This window comes from Pseudomonas antarctica (assembly GCF_001647715.1).
Lineage (GTDB): Bacteria > Pseudomonadota > Gammaproteobacteria > Pseudomonadales > Pseudomonadaceae > Aquipseudomonas > Aquipseudomonas antarctica_A.
Genome location: NZ_CP015600.1, coordinates 1,909,329 through 1,929,267, shown reverse-complemented (window position 1 = coordinate 1,929,267; position 19,939 = coordinate 1,909,329). Strand labels below are relative to the sequence as shown.

Annotated in this window: 20 protein-coding genes; 11 read left to right on the top strand and 9 right to left on the bottom strand. The window is 60.0% G+C overall.

Annotation, left to right across the window (positions count from 1 at the left end; all coding sequences use genetic code 11):
* Positions 1-888 (bottom strand): proline iminopeptidase-family hydrolase, encoded by an 888-nt coding sequence (locus tag A7J50_RS08925; protein ID WP_064451474.1) that lies wholly within the window; start codon positions 886-888, stop codon positions 1-3.
* 183 nt (positions 889-1,071) lie between these two features.
* Here A7J50_RS08925 and A7J50_RS08920 point away from each other — a divergent pair, with 183 nt between their 5' ends.
* A complete protein-coding gene (locus tag A7J50_RS08920; RefSeq protein WP_064451473.1) occupies positions 1,072-1,836 on the top strand; it encodes a LuxR family transcriptional regulator in 765 nt (254 codons plus the stop codon).
* Positions 1,837-1,929: 93 nt separating this feature from the next.
* Positions 1,930-2,862: a proline iminopeptidase-family hydrolase gene (locus A7J50_RS08915; RefSeq protein WP_064451472.1), complete on the top strand. Its 933-nt coding sequence runs from the start codon at positions 1,930-1,932 to the stop codon at positions 2,860-2,862.
* 963 nt (positions 2,863-3,825) lie between these two features.
* On the opposite strand, the gene A7J50_RS08910 is transcribed toward A7J50_RS08915, so the two are convergent.
* Positions 3,826-5,328, bottom strand: a complete 1,503-nt coding sequence (locus tag A7J50_RS08910) for a nucleobase:cation symporter-2 family protein (RefSeq protein WP_064451471.1) — start codon at positions 5,326-5,328, stop codon at positions 3,826-3,828.
* Positions 5,329-5,486: 158 nt separating this feature from the next.
* Here A7J50_RS08910 and A7J50_RS08905 point away from each other — a divergent pair, with 158 nt between their 5' ends.
* Positions 5,487-6,320, top strand: coding sequence for a hypothetical protein (locus tag A7J50_RS08905; RefSeq protein WP_064451470.1), 834 nt, complete (start codon positions 5,487-5,489; stop codon positions 6,318-6,320).
* A gap of 129 nt (positions 6,321-6,449) precedes the next feature.
* On the opposite strand, the gene punC is transcribed toward A7J50_RS08905, so the two are convergent.
* Positions 6,450-7,634 carry a purine nucleoside transporter PunC gene (punC, locus tag A7J50_RS08900; protein ID WP_064451469.1) on the bottom strand — a complete coding sequence of 395 codons (1,185 nt, stop codon included), beginning with the start codon at positions 7,632-7,634 and terminating at the stop codon, positions 6,450-6,452.
* A gap of 122 nt (positions 7,635-7,756) precedes the next feature.
* On the opposite strand from punC, the gene punR reads away from it, so the two are divergent.
* Entirely contained in the window at positions 7,757-8,671 is a 915-nt protein-coding gene (punR, locus tag A7J50_RS08895; protein ID WP_064451468.1) for a DNA-binding transcriptional activator PunR, read from the top strand.
* A gap of 118 nt (positions 8,672-8,789) precedes the next feature.
* On the opposite strand, the gene A7J50_RS08890 is transcribed toward punR, so the two are convergent.
* Positions 8,790-9,959 carry an aspartate aminotransferase family protein gene (locus A7J50_RS08890; protein ID WP_064451467.1) on the bottom strand — a complete coding sequence of 390 codons (1,170 nt, stop codon included), beginning with the start codon at positions 9,957-9,959 and terminating at the stop codon, positions 8,790-8,792.
* A 103-nt stretch (positions 9,960-10,062) separates the two neighbouring features.
* Between A7J50_RS08890 and A7J50_RS08885 the strand changes: the two genes are divergently transcribed.
* Entirely contained in the window at positions 10,063-10,968 is a 906-nt protein-coding gene (locus tag A7J50_RS08885; RefSeq protein WP_064451466.1) for a LysR family transcriptional regulator, read from the top strand.
* Here the strand turns inward: A7J50_RS08885 and A7J50_RS08880 are convergent.
* Positions 10,965-11,588 (bottom strand): HAD family hydrolase, encoded by a 624-nt coding sequence (locus A7J50_RS08880; RefSeq protein ID WP_064451465.1) that lies wholly within the window; start codon positions 11,586-11,588, stop codon positions 10,965-10,967. The genes A7J50_RS08885 and A7J50_RS08880 overlap by 4 nt on opposite strands.
* 240 nt (positions 11,589-11,828) lie before the next feature.
* Positions 11,829-13,022, bottom strand: coding sequence for an enoyl-ACP reductase FabV (fabV, locus tag A7J50_RS08875; protein WP_064451464.1), 1,194 nt, complete (start codon positions 13,020-13,022; stop codon positions 11,829-11,831).
* A gap of 275 nt (positions 13,023-13,297) precedes the next feature.
* On the opposite strand from fabV, the gene A7J50_RS08870 reads away from it, so the two are divergent.
* Positions 13,298-14,122: an aspartyl/asparaginyl beta-hydroxylase domain-containing protein gene (locus A7J50_RS08870; protein ID WP_053255076.1), complete on the top strand. Its 825-nt coding sequence runs from the start codon at positions 13,298-13,300 to the stop codon at positions 14,120-14,122.
* 149 nt (positions 14,123-14,271) lie between these two features.
* Positions 14,272-15,645 carry a nucleotide 5'-monophosphate nucleosidase PpnN gene (gene ppnN / locus A7J50_RS08865; RefSeq protein ID WP_064451463.1) on the top strand — a complete coding sequence of 458 codons (1,374 nt, stop codon included), beginning with the start codon at positions 14,272-14,274 and terminating at the stop codon, positions 15,643-15,645.
* 4 nt (positions 15,646-15,649) lie between these two features.
* Here the strand turns inward: ppnN and A7J50_RS08860 are convergent, their stop codons facing one another.
* Positions 15,650-16,042 carry a RidA family protein gene (locus tag A7J50_RS08860; RefSeq protein WP_064451462.1) on the bottom strand — a complete coding sequence of 131 codons (393 nt, stop codon included), beginning with the start codon at positions 16,040-16,042 and terminating at the stop codon, positions 15,650-15,652.
* Positions 16,043-16,197: 155 nt separating this feature from the next.
* On the opposite strand from A7J50_RS08860, the gene A7J50_RS08855 reads away from it, so the two are divergent.
* The 3 genes from A7J50_RS08855 to A7J50_RS08845 all read left to right on the top strand — a co-directional run bounded on the left by A7J50_RS08855 (position 16,198) and on the right by A7J50_RS08845 (position 17,293).
* Entirely contained in the window at positions 16,198-16,455 is a 258-nt protein-coding gene (locus A7J50_RS08855; protein ID WP_064451461.1) for an AbrB/MazE/SpoVT family DNA-binding domain-containing protein, read from the top strand.
* The gene (locus A7J50_RS08850) at positions 16,452-16,847 is read left to right on the top strand and encodes a PIN domain-containing protein (protein ID WP_064451460.1); all 396 of its coding nucleotides are present in this window, start codon (positions 16,452-16,454) and stop codon (positions 16,845-16,847) included. Before A7J50_RS08855 ends, A7J50_RS08850 begins: the two co-directional genes overlap by 4 nt.
* Positions 16,848-16,918: 71 nt before the next feature.
* The gene (locus A7J50_RS08845; RefSeq protein WP_064451459.1) at positions 16,919-17,293 is read left to right on the top strand and encodes a hypothetical protein; all 375 of its coding nucleotides are present in this window, start codon (positions 16,919-16,921) and stop codon (positions 17,291-17,293) included.
* Between the two features lie 19 nt (positions 17,294-17,312).
* Here the strand turns inward: A7J50_RS08845 and A7J50_RS08840 are convergent, their stop codons facing one another.
* Both A7J50_RS08840 and A7J50_RS08835 read right to left on the bottom strand, forming a co-directional pair.
* Positions 17,313-17,642 (bottom strand): YXWGXW repeat-containing protein, encoded by a 330-nt coding sequence (locus A7J50_RS08840; protein WP_053255072.1) that lies wholly within the window; start codon positions 17,640-17,642, stop codon positions 17,313-17,315.
* Between the two features lie 449 nt (positions 17,643-18,091).
* Complete coding sequence (locus A7J50_RS08835; protein ID WP_064451458.1) at positions 18,092-18,991, bottom strand: DMT family transporter; 900 nt, start codon at positions 18,989-18,991, stop codon at positions 18,092-18,094.
* Positions 18,992-19,089: 98 nt separating this feature from the next.
* Here A7J50_RS08835 and A7J50_RS08830 point away from each other — a divergent pair, with 98 nt between their 5' ends.
* Positions 19,090-19,938, top strand: a complete 849-nt coding sequence (locus A7J50_RS08830) for a LysR family transcriptional regulator (protein ID WP_064451457.1) — start codon at positions 19,090-19,092, stop codon at positions 19,936-19,938.
* Position 19,939: the final 1 nt, after the last annotated feature.

Below are 19,939 nucleotides of genomic sequence, written 5' to 3'. Positions count from 1 at the left end.
TCATCCTCGATGGCGAGCGAGGAAGTCCAGCAGCACCGGGAAGTACGCGTGGGGTTCCTCATAAAAGGGCATGTGGCTGCTGTTGGGAAACACGTGCAATTCGGCATGCCTGGCGGCCAGCTTCATGCGATGGGCGCAGGCCGGCGTGAGTTCATCGTGCTGGCCGGTGGTGATCAGGATTGGCATCTTGAACTCGGCCATCTGGGGGATGCGGTTCCAGTCCTTGAGGTTACCGATGTACAGGAATTCGTTGGGGCCCTGCATGGCTTCGTAGGGTCCCATGTTCCAGTCGCCAAGGGAGCGCTTGACCGGCTCCGGCCATTCGTCCAGACGGCAGACGTGACGGTAATTGAGCAAAGTAATCGCGGCCTGGTACTGCGGATGGTCCAGGGTGCCCATGGCTTCATGGCGCTGCATCATGGCCACGGTTTCGCTGCCGAGGGCACCGCGCAGGCGTTCGAGCTCCTGGGACAGGTGCGGAATGTCGCCGACGGTGTTTTCGAGGATCAGGCTTTTCAGTGCGTCGGGGTAATGGATGGCGTATTCGATGCCCAGCCAGCCGCCCCAGGAATGCCCCAGCAAATGCACGCGGCCGAGATCCAGGGCACGGCGCACGGTTTCAACTTCTTCGACATAACGGCTGATTTCCCACAAGGAAACGTCGGCCGGTCTGGCTGATGCGCCGGTACCAAGCTGGTCGAATGCAACCACTCGCAGGTTATGCTCTTTGAGCCAGCCATGGGCGTCGCGCAAGTAGTCACATGGCAAGCCCGGGCCGCCATTGAGACACAAGAGCACCTCATCGCCGTCGCCAAAGCTGTAGACCACGACGTTATGGCCGTCGACTTGCACGTTGTACTGCTGGTCGGGGGCAATTTCACGCCACATGCGTACGTTCCTTGTGTTGTATCGGCCTGGCAGTCAGCGGCCGTTTATCTGGCCAACACTACCGAGGATGCCGTGCGTCCATAACCTAGTATTTCTTATAGGTTTGGCCTGGCAGTCCTTCGCCGGGGCGTGGCATTCTACTTGCCGCAAGTCGAGATTCAAATGAATTCGGGAGCAGAACGGATGCTGGCCAAGCTAACCGCCTTCAATAACCGTCTGATGCCGGGCAGGAGCCTGGATGAACAGATGGACAACACATTTATCCTCGCCCAACAATTGGGCTTCGATGCGCTGGTGTACGACTACACGCCAGTGCCCATCGACCAGGACGGCTCACTGATCACGCCGTCGGTGCTGGAGTTGCGTAATACCCCGCCGGACTGGCACGCGTTGTGGTGCAGCGAAGGGTTTTACCAGATCGACCCGGTGCAACACCTGGCCCTGAGCACGGTGTCGCCGTTCGTCTGGTCCTATGAGGCAAAAGCCCAGACCGCGCTGCAAAAAATCATCGACCCCTGCCATGCGCCGGTGTCCACTTATCTGCATGAACGCCAACTGACCTGCGGCGTCAGTGTGCCCATTCATCTGCCGCGCGGCGGTTTCGCGTCGCTGACCGGACTGCGCACCGGTAACGCCAGCACGGTGTTACAAGATGCGCAGCAGACCCTGACGGATTTCAGCCTGATTACCCATGCCTTGCAGGAAGCGGCCTACCCGTTGTTCAGCAAAGAGCTACGTACCTACCCGCATATTCATCTGACCAAACGCGAGCGCGAATGCCTGAAATGGGCCGCCGAAGGTTTCACCGCCGCCGAAATCGCCACGCAATTGAGCCGTTCACTGGCGGTGGTCACCCTGCACCTGGCCTCGGCGATGCACAAACTGGGAGCCAAAAACCGCGTCCAGGCGGTAGTCCGCGCCACCCATTACCGCTTGCTGGAAGATTGATCCGTCGGCAAAACCTAGCTGTTTTGCTAGTTACTTAAACTTCGCGTGCCGTCTATCGTACCCCTGATCCTTTTTTTCAGAGCAGGGTACGAAATGGAATTCATCGAGAAGATGCGCGAAGGCTATGCGGCCTTCGGCGCCTACCAGACCTGGTACCGCGTCACCGGCGACCTGACCACCGGCCGTACACCTTTGGTGATCATCCACGGCGGTCCCGGCTGCACCCATGACTATGTCGACGCGTTCAAGGACGTTGCCGCCAGCGGCCATGCGGTTATTCACTACGACCAACTCGGCAATGGCCGCTCCACACACTTACCGGAAAAAGATGCGTCTTTCTGGACCATCGACCTGTTCCTCGCAGAGCTGAACAACCTGCTGGACCACCTGCACATCAGCGACAATTACGCGATCCTCGGGCAATCGTGGGGCGGCATGCTCGGCAGCGAGCACGCGATTCTGCAGCCCAAAGGCCTGCGCGCATTCATCCCGGCCAACTCGCCGACGTGCATGCGCACCTGGGTCAGCGAAGCCAACCGCCTGCGCAAACTGTTGCCCGAAGGCGTGCATGAAACCCTGCTCAAACACGAACAGGCCGGCACCTACCAAGACCCGGAATACCTAACCGCCTCGCGGGTTTTCTATGACCAGCACGTGTGCCGCGTCAACCCGTGGCCGGAAGAAGTGGCGCGCACCTTCGCGGCAGTGGATTCGGACCCGACGGTGTACCACGCCATGAGCGGCCCGACGGAGTTCCATGTGATCGGCAGCTTGAAGGACTGGAACGTGATTGGCCGGTTGTCGGCGATCAATGTGCCAACCCTGGTGATCTCCGGTCGGCACGACGAGGCCACGCCATTGGTGGTCAAACCGTTCCTGGATGAGATCGCGGACGTGCGCTGGGCGCTGTTTGAAGATTCCAGCCACATGCCCCACGTGGAAGAACGCCAGGCATGCATGGGGACCGTGGTGAAGTTTCTGGATGAGGCCTGCTCGGTGCCGCACCAGGCACTCAAAGCGGGTTGAGAGCCTCATGTTGGAGCTGGCTTGCCTGCGATAGCCATAGGTATCTACCTATCTTTTTTTACGGGTTGAGTGCTGTGGTTGTCGGGGGGCGCTAAGTACATATCCGTTGTTTGGGTCACGGCCGAAATAGGTTCCGCCCTTACGGCGGGTCACTTTGGAAAAGCCCCAAAGTAACCAAAGGGCTCTTGCCCCACCACTCGGCACCTCGCCTAGGCTCGGTGTTCCCTCACGCAGGCTTTGGACCGTGGGCCGCCGCCATGGGCCATCCTTGGCCCATCGCGGCTAACCCGGCGTCCTGCCGGGTTACCCACGCTCCAAAGCCTGCGTTCGGCCAGCGTGGTTAACGGGGCGCCCAAGATCAAGATCAAAGTCAAAAGCAGAGCACGGCGGCCTGACAGCCGACCTGAGTGGTTAGATCAAAAGCACAAGCGAAGCGGTGTGTCAGTTGATGCAGTTGGTGACTGGCACACCGCATTCGCGAGCAAGCCCGCTCCCACATTTGGAACTGGGTACATCAGGCAGAGGATGGGCTGCTCTTCAGACTGTATTGGGTCAATCCGGGAGCTGGCCTGGGGTCTGCGGCTGGATATGCCTGATGTACCGAGGTGTCTGCATCGCAGCGGTTCGGCGGTCCGACAAGCCAGCTCCCACAGAAAAGCAGAGCACTGCGGTGCCGGCAGTTAAACTCGGTCAACATTGTGGGAGCGGGCTTGCTCGCGAATGCGCTGGGTCAGTTACAAATAAGCCGACTGGCACACCGCATTCGCGAGCAAGCCCGCTCCCACATTTGGAACTCATTTCATCCGGTAAAAGTGGTGTTGCTGTGCTGTTGCCCTGCTTTTGCTTCAACCACTCAGGTCGGCTACCAGGCCGCCGTGCTCTGCTTTTGATCTGCTGTTGATCTTGATCTGACAGGCCCCGTTAACCAGGATGGCCGAACGCAGGCAAACCACCTCCCCCCCTTCAAACTTCAGTGGTCTCAGGTTTTACGGATTTCCTGGGCACCTCGGCCAGCACCGGAATCTCCTTCCCTTCGGCATCAAACATCTTACCGCCGCTGAAGTAATCCCCATCGCGCAATGCCGCCACATCGTGGAAGTACACACTGCGCTCAGTCCCCGCCACAAACACCGACTGCTGGTCCGAGTTGCCGGCGGTAAAGTGGTTGAACGCCAGATTCAACAGGATCGCCATGATCGCCGACGAACTGATACCCGAATGGAAAATCGTCGCGAACCAGGTTGGGAAGTGGTCGTAAAAGTTCGGTGCAGCGATGGGGATCATGCCGAAACCGATGCTCGTTGCGACGATGATCAGGTTCATGTTGTTGCGGTAATCCACCTTGGACAGCGTGCGAATACCACTGGCTGCTACCGTGCCAAACAGCACAATCCCGGCACCGCCCAGCACCGATGTCGGCACTGCCGCAATCACCCGGCCCATAAAGGGCAGCAGGCCAAGCACTACCAGGAACACCCCGCCCGTTGCCACCACAAACCGACTCTTCACCCCGGTCACCGCCACCAGGCCGACGTTCTGGGCGAACGCACTCTGGGTGAATGAACCGAAGATCGGCGCGAACATGCTTGAGAGCATATCGGCGCGCAAGCCGTTGCCGAGGCGCTTGGAATCGACTTTGGTATCGATGATCTCACCGACCGCCAGAATGTCCGCCGAGGTTTCCACCAAGGTCACCATCACCACGATACACATGGAAATGATCGCCGCCACATGGAAGGTCGGCACGCCAAAATGAAAGGGTGTGGGGAAACCGAACATCGGGCCCTGGGCCACGCCGGAGAAATCCGCCATGCCGAGGAACACCGCAATCACGGTGCCAATCACCATGGCCAGCAGGATCGACAAACGCGAGATCGTCGCGCTGCCGATCTTGCTCAGCAGCAACACCAACGCCAGTGTCAGCGCGGCCAGGCCGACGTTCGCCATGCTGCCGAAATCCGCCGCACGGCTATTGCCGCCCATGGCCCAGCGCGCCGCCACGGGCATTAATGTGAGACCGATGGTGGTGATCACGATGCCGGTCACCAGCGGCGGGAAGAACTTGGTGATCCGTGAGAACACCGGCGTGATCAGTAGCCCGATAAACGACGCGGCCATCACCGCCCCGAGAATCGCCGGCACGCCGCCTGCGCCATCACTGCCGACAATCGCCACCATCGTCGCCACACCGGCAAACGACACGCCCTGCACCAGCGGCAGTTGGCAGCCGAAAAACGGCAGGCCAAGGGTTTGCAGCAACGTGGCCAGGCCACCGGCAAACAGCGATGCGGCGATCAACAGGCCGATATCCGCCGGCGACAAACCGGCCGCCTGGCCGACGATCAACGGTACAGCGACGATGCCGCCGTACATGGTGAGCACATGCTGCAGGCCGTAAGCCATGTTGGCGGCGACGCCAAGATTCTCATCTTCTGGCCGCTGCGGTGACGCCTTCGGGATAGTCATGGTGAGGGGTTCTCTGTTTTTGTTGTGCGAGCACTGTATGCAATGTTTGGACTGTGTGTCCATAGAGTTGTATACAATCAATCGAACAAGATACCCTCCGTCGGCGTTACAAAAACAATTCGGCCGTCATGAGCCAGAACGCCAAAGGACCTGAAACAATGAAAAAGGCATTACAGGGCGCAACCGTTGCATTGACCCTTCTCGGCGGTGGGGAGGCTGTCGCGGTGGAATGGATGAACAACAGCGCAGGATTTCGTTACGGCCAACACTTCACCAATCCGAATAACCCCGACGATTTCAGCAAGCGCATCTACAGCTTTACCCACGCCAGCGGCTACCAGTACGGCAGCAACTATCTGAACCTCGATGTGTTCCTGTCCGACAGCCATGACCCGCGCAAGGGCACCGACCGGGGTGGCAGCGAGGTCTACGCGGTGTACCGACACCAGCTGTATGCCTCACGGGTATTTGATGTGCCGCTGGGCACCGGGCTGATCAAGGATTACGCCCTGACTCTGGGCTTCGACGCCAACCGCAACAACAACGTTGCCTCAGCCAAAAAGCGCGCACTCGTCATCGGCCCGACCTTGAAGTTCAACACTGTCGGCGTGCTGGACCTGAGCCTGATGTACTACAAGGAAAGGAACCACACCGGCATCCCCGGCGCACAAGAGTCGAATCACACCTTCGACGACACCTACATGCTCAACCTGACGTGGCTGCGCCCCTTTGAAATCGCCAACCACGCGGCGAAATTCCAGGGGTTTATCAATTACGTCGGGGACAAGGGCGAGGACTACCATGGCCGCGACACCGCGCCGGAAACCCTGATGCGCACCGCGCTGATGGTGGCGGTTCGGCCCGGTAAAAGCGTGAAGCCGAACCTGTATCTCGGGGTGGGTTATGAATACTGGCACAACAAGTTTGGCGTGGATGGCGGGCTGGGCACGCGGACATCGACGCCGACGGTGAATATGGAAGTGACGTTCTAGCACGGGAGAAACCGAATCAAACTGTGGGAGCTGGCTTGCCTGCGATGCGGTCAACTCGATACATCAGGAGCACCGAGTCGATACAATCGCAGCGGTTCGGCGGTCCGACAAGCCAGCTCCCACATCAGCTCAAGCGTTAGCCAGTTCCGAATTGTCTGCCTTCGGTCGCGCCAGCCAGTAACCCAACACGGCCAATGGCGCGGTGGCGAGCATCACGATCACGGTGATCAGCAACGGCTGGTCGATCATCGACGACACCAGCAAGCTGCTCAGAAAGCACAGCCCCAGTTGCAGGGTGTTCTGCAGTGCAGCGGCCTTGCCGGAATTTTCCGCAAAGGGCATCAGCGCATTCGCCACCACGATCGGGTAGCTCGCACCGTTGACCAAGGCCATCAGGCAGAAGGGAATCAGCAAGGTGGTCAGGGTCGGCACGGTCAAGGTCGCGACGAGGTACAGCGCCACCATGCTGATGCAATAAGCCACCAGCAACCACGGCAGCAAGACTTTGCCCTGGCAATGCTGCAACGCGCTGCGGCAACTGTAGCCACCCACCAGAAAAGCCAAGGTCGGCAACACGTAGCTCAGGCCAATGTCGTTCGGGCTGTAGCCCATATCGCCGAGGATGAAGGGCGAAGCGGTCAGCCAGGCGAAAAAACTGGCCGAGCACGCGGCGAAGATCATCACGTTGCCGGTAAACACGCGGGAGGTCAGCAACTGCCCATAGCCGAGGCGCGAAGGTTCGCCCTCTTCTGCCCGACGTTTCGGCATCTTGCGCAGGAACAACGTCGGCAGCAGCAACAGCAGCGACACACCCAGCAACACCCCGAAGATCGCCTGCCAACCAAAGTGATTCAACACCATCGCGCCCAGCAGCGGCGCCAGGGCCGGCGACAGCGACATCAACGGCATGATGCTGGCGAACACGCGATGGGCCTTGTCGGCCGGGTAGCGGTCAATCACCAACGCCTGCCAACTGACAGCGGCAGAACACACGCCAATTGCCTGCATAAAGCGCAGCGCCAACAGTTGCGGCGCCGTTTCGACCCAGAACATGCCCAGGCAACCCAACACAAACAGGCTCAAGCCCGTCACCAGGATCGGCTTGCGCCCCAGGCGGTCGGACAACGGCCCCCACAGCAACTGCCCCACCGCAAACCCGGCGAGGAAAATGCTCAAGCTGGCGCCCACGGCGCCCGCACCAATCTGTAACTGCTCGCCCATTGCGCCGAACGCCGGCAAGTACATGTCCATGGCGAGATAACCGAGCATGCTCAGCCCCGCCAGATACCAGGTAAAACCAAAAGAATTTTTCATTGAAGCCTTGTTAATCCTGCCATCAAACTATTTGCTGACTGGCGCCCATTATGAAGCTGACAGTTTCTGTGTGAAGCGATAATAATTGGACACTCTTATCAAATATTTTGAAGGCACCTTTAATGTGGTCTGAATACTCGCTGGATGTTGTTGATGCCGTGGCGCGCCACGGCAGCTTCAGCGCCGCCGCGCAGGAACTGCATCGCGTGCCGTCGGCCATCAGCTACACGGTGCGCCAGCTTGAGGAATGGCTGGCGGTGCCATTGTTTGTGCGGCGCCATCGCGACGTAGAACTGACCCCGGCCGGCCGTTTATTTATAGACGAAGCCCGCGGCGTGATGAAAAAAATGCTCGGCACACGACGCTTGTGCCAGCAGGTGGCGAATGGCTGGAGTGGCCAATTGAAGGTGGCCGTGGACTCTATTGTCAAACCCCAGCGCTGTCGGCAGTTGGTGCTGGATTTCTATCGGCAGTTTCCCGAAGTGGAATTGCTGCTGGAATACGAGGTGTACAACGGCGTGTGGGACGCCCTGGCCGATGAGCGCACCGACATCGTGATCGGCGCCACCAGCGCGGTGCCGGTGGCCAGCCACTTCACGTTTCGCGACATGGGGTTGTTGAACTGGCTGTGTGTGGTCAGCGCGAAGCACCCGCTGGCGACGGTGGCGGGTTTGCTCAGTGACGACCAATTGCGCCCGTTCGCCTCTCTCTGCATGACCGACACCTCGCGCAACCTGCCCAAGCGCGATACCTGGACCCTGGATAACCAACGCCGACTGGTGGTGCCCAATTGGGCCTCGGCCATTGATTGCCTGCGCGATGGCCTGTGTGTCGGCATGGCCCCGGCGCATCAGGTGTTGCCGTGGATCGAGCGCGGTGAGCTGGTGGCATTGCAATTAAGCCGGCCGTTCCCGGCCAGCCCGTCGTGCGTGGCCTGGGCACAGAACAAGCTGTCCCCGGCAATGGCGTGGTTGCTGGAGTATCTGGGCGATACCGAGACGATGAACCAGGAATGGCTGAATGGCCCGGATGGCTGAAAGTCACGCAGCTCAACTGTGGCAGCTGGCTTGCCGGCGATAGCGGTGTACCAGCCCCTACATTTGGCACAGACAGATCGCTATCGCAGGCAAGCCAGCTCCCACAGCTGATCGGGTTTCAGTCCAATAAGCGGGTAATGGCCCGCACGATCATCTCGACCTCTTTGGCATCCAGCGTCAGCGGCGGTAGCAGGCGAATGATTTTGCCACGCGTCACATTGATCAATAGCCCGTGCTCCTGAGCCGCACGCTGGGCAAGGTCGCGATACGGGCGGGCCAACTCGATGCCAATCATCAAACCCTGCCCACGAATCGCCGCCACCTGCGGATGCTCGCTCAACTCCACCCGCAACCGCGACAGCAGGCGCGCGCCCTGTTGCGCAGCGTTCTGCAGCAAGCCCTGCTCTTCAATGATTTCCAGCACGGTGCAGCCCACGCGGCAGGCCAGCGGGTTGCCGCCGAACGTGCTGCCGTGGCTGCCCGGCGTGAACAACTCGGCCACCGTGGCGCGTGCCAGGCAGGCGCCGATGGGCACGCCGTTGCCGAGGCCTTTGGCCAGGGTCATCACGTCCGGAACAATGCCTTCATGCTGGAATGCAAACCAGGTGCCGGTACGGCCGATGCCGGTCTGTATTTCATCCAGCATCATCAGCCAGCCGTGGCGCGAGCAATGCTCGCGCAGGGCTTTCAGGTAGCCGAGCGGTGCGGGTATCACGCCACTTTCGCCCTGGATGGGTTCCAGCAGCACCGCCGCAATGCGTGGGCCGAACGCGTGAGTGAGCGCTTCCAGTGACGCCAGATCGCCAAAACCCATCTTGAGAAAATCCCCCGGCAAACGCTGAAAGCCCAGGCGCACCGAAGGCCCGTCGCTGGCCGCCATGGTGCCCAGGGTACGCCCGTGAAACGCGTTTTCCATCACCACCACCAACGGCTCTTCGATGCCTTTTTTCCAGCCATGCAACCGTGCCAGCTTCAGCGCCGTCTCGTTGGCTTCGGCGCCGGAATTGTTGAAGAACGCGCGGTCCAGGCCGGACAACTGCGTCAGCCGCTGGGCCAGGCGCTGCTGCCAGTCAATGCTGTAGAGGTTGGACGTGTGCAGCAGCAGGCCCGCCTGTTCACTGATGGCCGTCACCAGCCTGGGGTGGGAATGCCCGACATTGGTCACCGCCACACCCGCCACCGCGTCGAGGTATTCACGGCCCTGCTGGTCCCACAGGCGCGTGCCCAGGCCACGGGTGAAACTCAGGGCCAAGGGTTGATACGTGGTCATCAGGCAGGCGGCGGTCATGGTGGCAGGCTCCAGTGCATCGTTGGGATGGGTGCAGTATCGTTAGCCACCTGAGCTGGATAAACTGCACATTCCTGCAATGACTTTAAACCAGGGCTTGATAATGGATCTGTTCCAGGCGATGTCGGTGTACGTGAAAGTGGTGGAGACCGGCAGCATGACCGCCGCCGCGCAGGAATGCGGGATGTCGACCACCATGGTCGGCAATCATTTGCGTGCGCTGGAGCAACGGCTGGGGGTCAGCCTGCTCAAGCGCACCACCCGTAAACAAAGCCTCACGGAGTTCGGCGGGCAGTATTACCAGCGTTGCCTGGAGGTGCTGGGGCTGGTGGCCGACTCCGAGCTGCTGGCGGAGCAGGCCCACAGCGAAACCCCCAAAGGCAGTCTGCGGATCACCGCGCCCCCGGTATTCGGCACCGAACGCCTGACGCCCGCCCTGAGCGAATTTTCCCAGCGCTACCCGCTGATCAACCTGTACGTGGTGCTGAGCAACGAACGGATGGACCTGGTCGACAGCGGCTTCGACGTGGCGATCCGACTCGGCGAGCTGGAGACCTCCAGCCTGATCGCCCGGCCCATGCAGGCCTACACCCTGACCCTTTGCGCCTCACCTGAGTACCTGGCGCGACGCGGCACGCCGCAGACACCCAACGACCTGCAGCACCATGACTGCCTGGCGTTCGCCTACCCGGCGAACGACAACTGGCGTGACACCGACAAACTGTGGCGCATGACCGGCGAGGAAGGCGAGGTTGAGGTTCCGGTGTCCGGCTCATTGACCATCAATAGCTCGCAAGGCTTGCGCCAGGCGGCCGTAAACGGCATGGGCATCATCATGCTGGCCGATGCCCTGGTGCAACCGGACCTGGAGAGCGGCAAGCTGGTGGCCTTGTTAACCACCTACCAACTGCCCTGCCGCCCCATGCACCTGCTTTACCGACAGGACCGCTACCGCCTGCCCAAACTGCGCGCCTTCGTGGATTTCGCCATGGAAAAATGGGCGCGCTAGAAGCTCACGCCCAATTCACGCAAACGTGCCGCAGTACGCTCGGCCGACACATGGTGAATGCCCTGCCAACCGAGTGCGACAGCGGCGTCGATATTGCCGGCAACATCGTCGATAAACACGACTTCACTGGGTTGAATATCCGGCAGATGGGCACGTACCTGGGCGAGGCTGGCGTGATAAATCGCGGGATCCGGCTTGATCAGCTTCAACTCGCCCGAGACCACAATATCGCGCAAATATTGCAGGAACGGGTAGTTGGCCCGCGCATAAGGGAAGGTTTCAGCCGACCAGTTGGTCAGCCCGAACATCGGCATATTGGCGTGATGCAGACCTTCGAGAATGGCCACGCCTTCCGGCAATGAGCCGCGCAACATCTCGTGCCAGCGGTCGTAATAGGCTTGGATGAGAGGTTGGTGTTGCGGGTATTGCTCGATCAGGTGGCGCGTGCCTTCGGCCAGGCTGCGGCCGGCGTCCTGCTCGGTGTTCCAGGCTTGGGTGCAAATGGTCTCGAGAAAGTGTTGCCGCTCGTGATCGTCGGTAATCAGCTTGCGGTAGAGGTGCTGCGGGTTCCAGTCGAACAGGACACCGCCGAAATCAAAAACTACTGCACGAATCGTCATCAGATCCTCCGTTGGCGTGGCTTGATAGCCGCAGGAGTCTGGCAGATTGTGAGCGAGGGTGGGAGCGCGAAGGAATGTAGGAGGGTTCCGATTCACATAAGGCAAATGTGGGAACGGCTGGTGTGGGAGCTGGCTTGCCTGCGATGCAGTCACCTCGGTGTATCCGTTACACCGCGGCGATGCTATCGCGGGCAAGCCCGGCTCCCACACAGGCCCGCTCCCACATTTTTTTGACCGTGTTTAGGCTTGGACTAAGCCCTTGATCTTCACGGTCGGGTTCACATCTGCTTCGTAGTCCACACCGTCGATTTCAAAGCCGAACAAGCGCAGGAATTCAGCCTTGTAGCCGGCGAAATCGCTGATCTCGTTGACGTTGTCGTCGGTCACCTGGTTCCACAGCGCTGCTACGGCGTCCTGGACTTTAGGTTCCAGCTCGGCCAGGTCGGCGCGCAGGCGGCCGTCGGCGTCCAGCTTCGGCGCCTTGCCGTACAGGCTGTCCTTGAACAAGCCGTAGACCTGCTCGATGCAGCCTTCGTGGGTGCCCTGCTCTTTCATCACTTTGAACAGCAGCGACAGGTATAGCGGCATGATCGGGATCGCCGAGCTCGCCTGGGTGACCACGGCCTTGAGCACCGACACACGGGCATCGCCCTTGAGTGCAGCGAGGTTATCGCGCAGGGTCAGGACTTTCTTGTCCAGGTCTTTCTTGGCTTCGCCGATCGAGCCGTTCCAGTAGATGTCCTGGGTCAGCTTCTCGCCCAGGTAGGTGAACGCGGTGGTCTTGGCGCCTTCGGCCAACACGTCCGCATCACGCAGGGCGTCGATCCACAGCTGCCAGTCTTCGCCACCCATGACTTTCACGGTGCCGTCGATTTCTTCCTGGGTCGCAGGCTCGAGGGTGGTGTCGACCACCACGCCTTTATCGGTGTTGATACCGCGCAAGGTCACGGCCTTGCCGATCGGCTTGAGGGTGGAGGTGTGCACCACGCCTTGCGGGTCGGTACGGCGTGGCGCGGCCAGGCTGTAAACGACCAGGTCGATCTTGCCCAGGTCTTTCTTGATGGTTTCGATGGTCAGGCGCTTGATCTCGTCGGAAAACGCGTCGCCGTTGATGCTCTTGGCGTACAGGCCTTTTTCGACGGCAAACTTCTCGAACGCCGCGCTGTTGTACCAGCCGGCGGAGCTCAGCTTGCCTTCTTCGCCTTCTTTCTCAAAAAACACACCCAAGGTGTCGGCGCCGCAGCCAAACGCAGCACTGATGCGCGCGGCCAGGCCGTAACCGGTGGAAGCGCCGAGGACCAGCACCTTCTTCGGGCCGCCTTCAATGGCGCCATGCTTGGTTACGTAGTCGATCTGTTCCTTGACGTTCGCTTCACAGCCAACAGGGTGAGCGGTCACACAGATAAAGCCACGAACCCGCGGTTTGATGATCATAAAATTTCTGCCTCTTCCAAGGTGCCGAAGGCCAATGGTGGCCATTCAACTTCAATCGTACCGGTCTATGACGTCCGAAAAACCGAAGCGTCACGATAGACGCAAATCTTCTGTTTACAAAATCCAATCAACAAAACCCGATGCACGCCGCACCGTGGGGTTAAGAACTGTGTCGGGCCTTCACAAATTCGCAATATTTAAAACGCCCAGCCCGGTGATAACCCACTATCATGGCGGGATTGTTTCGCCTTGTTTCCGGTCCGGAGCCTCGCTTCATGAGTAAAAGTGCTGTTCAAAAAAAACTGGTCTCAGTCGCCTGGGTTCTCGGCGTTCTGCTGTTCATCTACTGCTTCCCACGCACCAGCCTGGTATTTCTGCTGCTGGTACTGTTCTGCGGCATCTATGACTTTCTGCGCAACGGTCTGTATGACCGCGACACCATCAAGAAGTACTTCGTGGGCAATGGCCGCAATACCTGGATATTGGCGCCGTTCAACACCCTGTTCGACCTGCTGAGCCTGCGCAACCGCCACGTCTACACCATGCGCGATCTGCCGCCGGCCTGGCGTGAAGACCTGCAACAGGTGATCGACGACGCCATGGCCAACAAGGATGAAATCATCAGCTACCTGGACGAGCGCATGGCCGAGAAAAAACGCGGCATGTTGTTCTTCCAATGGTACGGCCGCCCGATTGAAACCACCCTGGACATCCCGCAACTGCGCAAGAAACTGCCGTTTGTGAAGACCATCGGCGTGTCGGTGTTCAACGAAAACCGCTCGACGTCCTTCCACTTCGGCCCGCTGCGCATGATGTTCCGCGTGCTCTACAACATGGCGCCGGCGCCTCACCATGAGGGTGTTTACATCCAGGTGGGCAAGCACAAGCACTACTGGCACGACGACCCGCTGTTTATCTTCGATGACACGCTGATGCATGCGTCCTTCAACAAGAACGACGCAAAACGTTACTGCCTGTTCATTGACATCGTTCGTCCGACCTTGCTGCCGTCAGTGCTCAATGCCGTGATCTCGGGCTTTGCCGGGCTGGTCTTTACCCTGCGTCGGGTTTTCTACAAAAACTGGAAGCTGATTCAGTAAGTTCTGCGGCATGATGGTGCTGGACGGAGTTTGCGCATGGCCCCATGCCTGCCAGACTAACCGTCTCGTGCGACCGAGTTCGGCGCTCACCATTCTCCAGCCACCGCCGCCCATGGCGGGTGCGGTGGCTGTGTTTTCAAGGAATCAGAATGCCCCAACGTCAAGTCATCAATGCCTCCGTCAGCCCCAAGGGCAGCCTCGAAACCCTGTCCCAACGTGAAGTCCAGCAACTGAGTGAAGCCGGAACCGGCAGCATCTACACGCTGTTCCGCCAATGCGCCCTGGCCATCCTCAACACCGGCGCGCACATCGACAACGCCAAGACCATCCTCGACGCTTATCAAGACTTTGAAGTGCGCATCCATCAGCAGGACCGCGGCGTACGCCTGGAACTGTTGAATGCACCGGCCGACGCGTTCGTCGATGGCGAAATGATCGCCAGCACCCGCGAAATGCTGTTCAGCGCCCTGCGCGACATCGTCTACACCGAGAACGAGCTGGGCAGCCAGCGCATCGACCTGAGCGACTCCCAAGGCATCACCGACTACGTATTCCACCTGCTGCGCAACGCCCGCACGTTGCGTCCGGGCGTCGAGCCGAAAATCGTGGTGTGCTGGGGCGGGCACTCGATCAATACCGAAGAATACAAATACACCAAGAAAGTCGGCCACGAACTGGGCCTGCGCAGCCTCGATGTGTGCACCGGCTGCGGCCCCGGCGTGATGAAAGGTCCGATGAAAGGCGCGACCATTTCCCACGCCAAACAACGCATTACCGGCGGGCGCTACCTGGGCCTGACCGAGCCGGGCATCATCGCGGCCGAAGCCCCGAACCCCATCGTTAACGAACTGGTGATCCTGCCGGACATCGAAAAACGCCTGGAAGCCTTCGTGCGCGTCGGCCACGGCATCATCATCTTCCCGGGCGGCGCCGGCACGGCCGAAGAGTTCCTGTACCTGCTGGGCATCCTGATGCACCCGGACAACCGCGATGTGCCGTTCCCGGTCATCCTCACCGGGCCCAAGCACGCAGCGCCGTACCTGCAACAACTGCACGCGTTCGTCGGCGCCACCCTCGGCGAAGCGGCGCAGGCGCACTACCAGATCATCATCGACGACCCGGCCGAAGTGGCCCGCCAGATGACCGCCGGGCTCAAGGCCGTGAAACAGTTCCGTCGCGAGCGCAACGACGCGTTCCACTTCAACTGGCTGCTCAAGATCGACGAAGGCTTCCAGCGCCCGTTCGACCCGACTCACGAAAACATGGCTGGCCTGCAACTGAGCCTTACGCTGCCGCCCCACGAACTGGCGGCCAACCTGCGCCGCGCGTTCTCGGGGATTGTGGCCGGCAACGTCAAGGACAAGGGCATTCGCCTGATCGAACAGCACGGGCCGTATGAGATCCACGGCGACCCGGCCATCATGAAACCGCTGGACGAGCTGCTGCAGGCGTTTGTCGCCCAACACCGCATGAAATTGCCGGGCGGCGCGGCGTATGTGCCGTGCTATCGAGTGGTTCAGTAAGCGTCTAGCGCTGCACTGCCACACATTTGATTTCCACCAGCAGGCCGGGGTGTGCCAGTTCGGACACCCCGATCGTGGTCCAGGCGCAATGCCCGCGTGGAAACAGGCGGTTTTTCACCTCGCGAAAAACCGCCATGTGCTGGCTCATGTTCACGTGATACGTGGTCATGTCTACCACATCGTCGAAGCTGCAACCGCCCTCCTCCAATACCTGCCGCAGGTTCTGCCAGGCGGCGACGAATTGCGCCTCGGGATCTTCAATCACGGCCAGTTCCGGCGTGCGGCCGACCTGGCCCGCGCAGTAAAGAGTGTTGCCAACTTTTACCGCAGGCACGTAGCCGGCGCGCTCGACAATGGGTTGCATGGCGGGCGGAATGATGAGGCGGCGATCAGTCATAGCTTGTATCTCTTTGGGGCTGAGGACCCCGGGTGAAAACGCAGACTTGGGGCTAGGGTTTTACCTGTTCCCATCCACTCCCACCAGTAGAGCGACCTATGGACCAACGGATCTTGTCCTTCATCACCCCTTACCCTACGGTAAGGAATATCACGATGGAGATCTTCACTATGGCAACCGCCACACTCACCTCAAAAGGGCAAATCACCATTCCTGTCCAGGTTCGCACGGCGCTTGGCCTGGAAACAGGCGACCGGGTTGAATTTGTCGAAACGGAAGACGGCAAGTTTTCCATCATTGCCGCGAGCAAAACCGTGCTGGACCTCAAGGGCCTTATCCGCAAGCCTGCCAATGCGGTGTCGATTGAAGACATGAACCACGCCATCGCCGCACAGGGAGCAAACGCGGGATGATCGGGCTGGATACCAATGTGTTGGTGCGCTATGTCACGCAGGATGATCCGGTTCAATCACCCAAGGCTTCGGCGCTGATCGAATCGCTCACCAGCGTTTCGCCGGGCTTTGTCAGCCTGGTGTCCGTGGTGGAATTGGTATGGGTTTTACAAAGCTGCTACCAATCGGCCAAGAGTGACGTGGTAACCGTGCTGGAAACGCTGCTGCGAACCCGTGAATTGACCGTCGAACATGCCGAGATCATCTGGCAGGCACTCCGACGATTCACTGCGGGCAAAGCCGAGTTTGCCGACTACCTGATAGAACGCTGCGCCCATGCAGCAGGCTGTGAATACATCGCGACCTTTGACCTTACCGCAGGCAAAGCAACCGGAATGAAACGGTTGGCCTGAACGGCAGCGTTGCGGCAAATGACCGGCTTTGGTAAAAACCGCTTCTACCTTTGATCGAGAGAAAGACCCACGTGCGCACGCTTCTTCTCGCTGCCTTGGCCCTCGCGCCGACCCTCGTCCTGGCCGACACCATCGCCTGGCCCGACCTGCCGAAAACCTGCTTCGTCAGCGGCCGCTCCGCCACCAGCGTGGATGTCGACACCGGCTGTGCGGCGTTTCTGATCAATGTACAAGGCAAGGCGGCAGGCACGCCGATCAAGCTGGCTATTCCCCAGTACGCCCTGCACGTGGACGAAGCCACGGGCAAGGAAACGCCGGTGATCATCATCCAGGCGGAAGAGAACGGCGAGATCAAGGCCGTGGGCTACAAGGAACTCGGCACCGAGCAACTCGGTGCCGCGCTGTTGCGGGAGGTACGGCTGCTGGGCACCCAGAAGCCGATCTAGGCGTTGTTTCGGACTGGGCTCAGCGAACCCAGCCACCGCCCTGCCAGTGGTAACCGTCATTGCGCTGCACCCAGTGCGGATGCACATAACGATAACCTTCGCGCACCGGCTCCCAATGGCCGTGCACCGCAACGTATCGCCCGCCTTGCCAACGCCAGTAACCGCGTGACCATACATAGCCGTAGCGCGCAGCCGGCTCGACTTCGATGACCTGGACCGGCGGCGGTTGTGGCGCAACCACTTCAACATACTCACGTTGTACCGGCCCGCGCTCATGCACGACGCGCTCTTGCACACACCCGGACGCCGCGACGACTACCGCCGCCAATGCCGCATAACGTAGCAACATACAAAATCCTCGGGCGCTAACGCCCAGCACTTGCACCAGAAAAAATGCCCCCTTGTTGCAGCTTCGCTCCTGCTTGGCCCTGGGTTCTTTTTAACAGGTGATGTCTGTCGGATTGCTGAACCCGCAGGCCTCAAGAGGCAGACGCGACGGTCGGTCGTTTCAGGCACGCCACTAGCAACCCCGCGAACAACCTCCACAGGCCCAGTTAGGCAACGAACGTGAGTTGCACCGGCCCGCACTCATGCCACGCAGACGATTGCACACAACTCCGACACCCCGACCACTACTGCCACCAATGCTGCATAACGTAGCCACATACAAAACCCTCGGGCCGTGCGGCCCAACGTCTGCACAAATCAAAAATGCTCCTGTGTTTGAGCCGCGCTCCTGCTTCGGCTTGGGTTCTTTTTTAGCAGGTGATATCTGTCGGGTTGCTGAACCTGCCGGCCTCAAGAAGCGCACGCGACGGTCGGTTGCTTCAGGCGTACCAGAATCAGCCCGGCGACTACCACAGCAATGCCGGCGTAGGTCGATGCATGGATCACGTCGCCAAACATCAGCGCCGCCCACACCAGAGTGACCGGTGGCTCCAGATAGACCAGCGCCGCAACGTGGGTCGCCGTCATGACCCGCAACAACATCCACAGGCTCAAATAGGCGATGAAGGTGGAAAACACCGTCAGCCAGACAATTGAAATCAGCACGTCCGGGTCGTGAGGAATACTCAACGTATCGGTAAACAGCACAGCACCGGTAAAGCCGATCAAGGTCAGCAGCGACTGGATGAACAGCGGCAACACCAGACCCGCGTCATGGCGATGGACGGTGCGGCGCTCATACAAAGTCGCCAGCGTCAGCCCCAGCGCCGCTGCCAGTGGCAACAGATACATGACCAGGCCGATGCCCTGCCCCCCACTGCCGTACTGCCCGGCAATCACGATGGACACCCCGGCAAAACTGACCATCAGCCCGATCCATTGCCAACCGCCACTGCGCTCGGCCGCACTGCCCGTCGACAGCGCCGCCGTCATCAACGGTTGCAGCGCCGCGATAATCGCGGCAATGCCCGGCGGCAGGCCATTTTGGATCGCGACGTAGAGGCAACTCAGGTACAGAAACTGCGATAGAAAACCGATGATGGCGTAGTGGCGGATCTGCGCCCATGAAACCCTCAGCAACCTCACATTCAAAAACAGCCCCAGACACACCGCAACCAACAGAAAACGCCAGAACAGCAAGTTGAACGCCCCGCCGCCCTGCGTACCCAGCTTGGCGCCGATATAGCCGGAGCTCCACGACAGCACAAACGCCACCTGTAACAGCAGTCTCTTCAAGGTTGATCGCGTCATGAAGCCTCCCGTCAATGTGCGTTGACTGAGAGGCTAAGGGCCGCGCATGCTTCTGTATATTTGAATTACCAGCATAACTAATCCGTAATAGTGGAATCATGGCCAAACAACTGAACATCGACCTGCTGCGCACCTTCCACGCCGTGGCGCGCTTCCGGCGCTTCAACGAAGCGGCCGAGCATGTGCACCGCAGCGCGTCGACCGTGACCACTCAGATTCAAAAGCTCGAAGACCAAATCGGTCAACGCCTGTTCAGCCGCAGCAACCAGGGCGTCGAGCTGACGCTGTACGGCAAGAAGCTCTTGGGCGAAACCACCGAGTTTCTCAAGAGCCACGACCGCCTGCTGATTGCGCTGATGCCGCAGCGCATGCAGGGCAAAATCCGCCTGGGCATTCCCGACACCTATGCCCCGGCGTTTATGCAGGAATTCCTACCCCGGTTAATCGCTGACAACCCGCTGCTCGAGCTGGAAGTCGAAGCGCGCACCAGCGGTGAACTGCTGAATAGGTTTATGGCCAACCAGCTCGACCTGGCCATCACCGTCAGCGCACAGCCGTTGGCCCAGGGCGAACGGCTGGGGCCGGTTCAGCCGCTGTGGGTGGCGGCCGAGGGCTTCAGTTGCCCGCCGAATACGGCGCTGCCAATCACGGTGCCGGTCGCCGGCTGCCCGTACCGTGCGGCGGCGTTGCAGACGTTGAAGGATCACGGGATTTACCACCGGGTCTTGCTGGAGAGCCCCAACTCCACGGCGGTCGAGGCCTGTATCCGCAGCGGCGTGGCGGTGGGTTTGATCGAGGAGAGCCGCATGGGCAAAGGGCTGACGCAAGTGATTGCAGGGTTCGAGTTGCCAGCGCTGCCGGTGCATCATCTGTACCTGCTGTGCGATAGCAGCAATGCATTGGCCTTACACCTGTATGAGCAGGTTAAACACGGCTTCCACCTCTAAA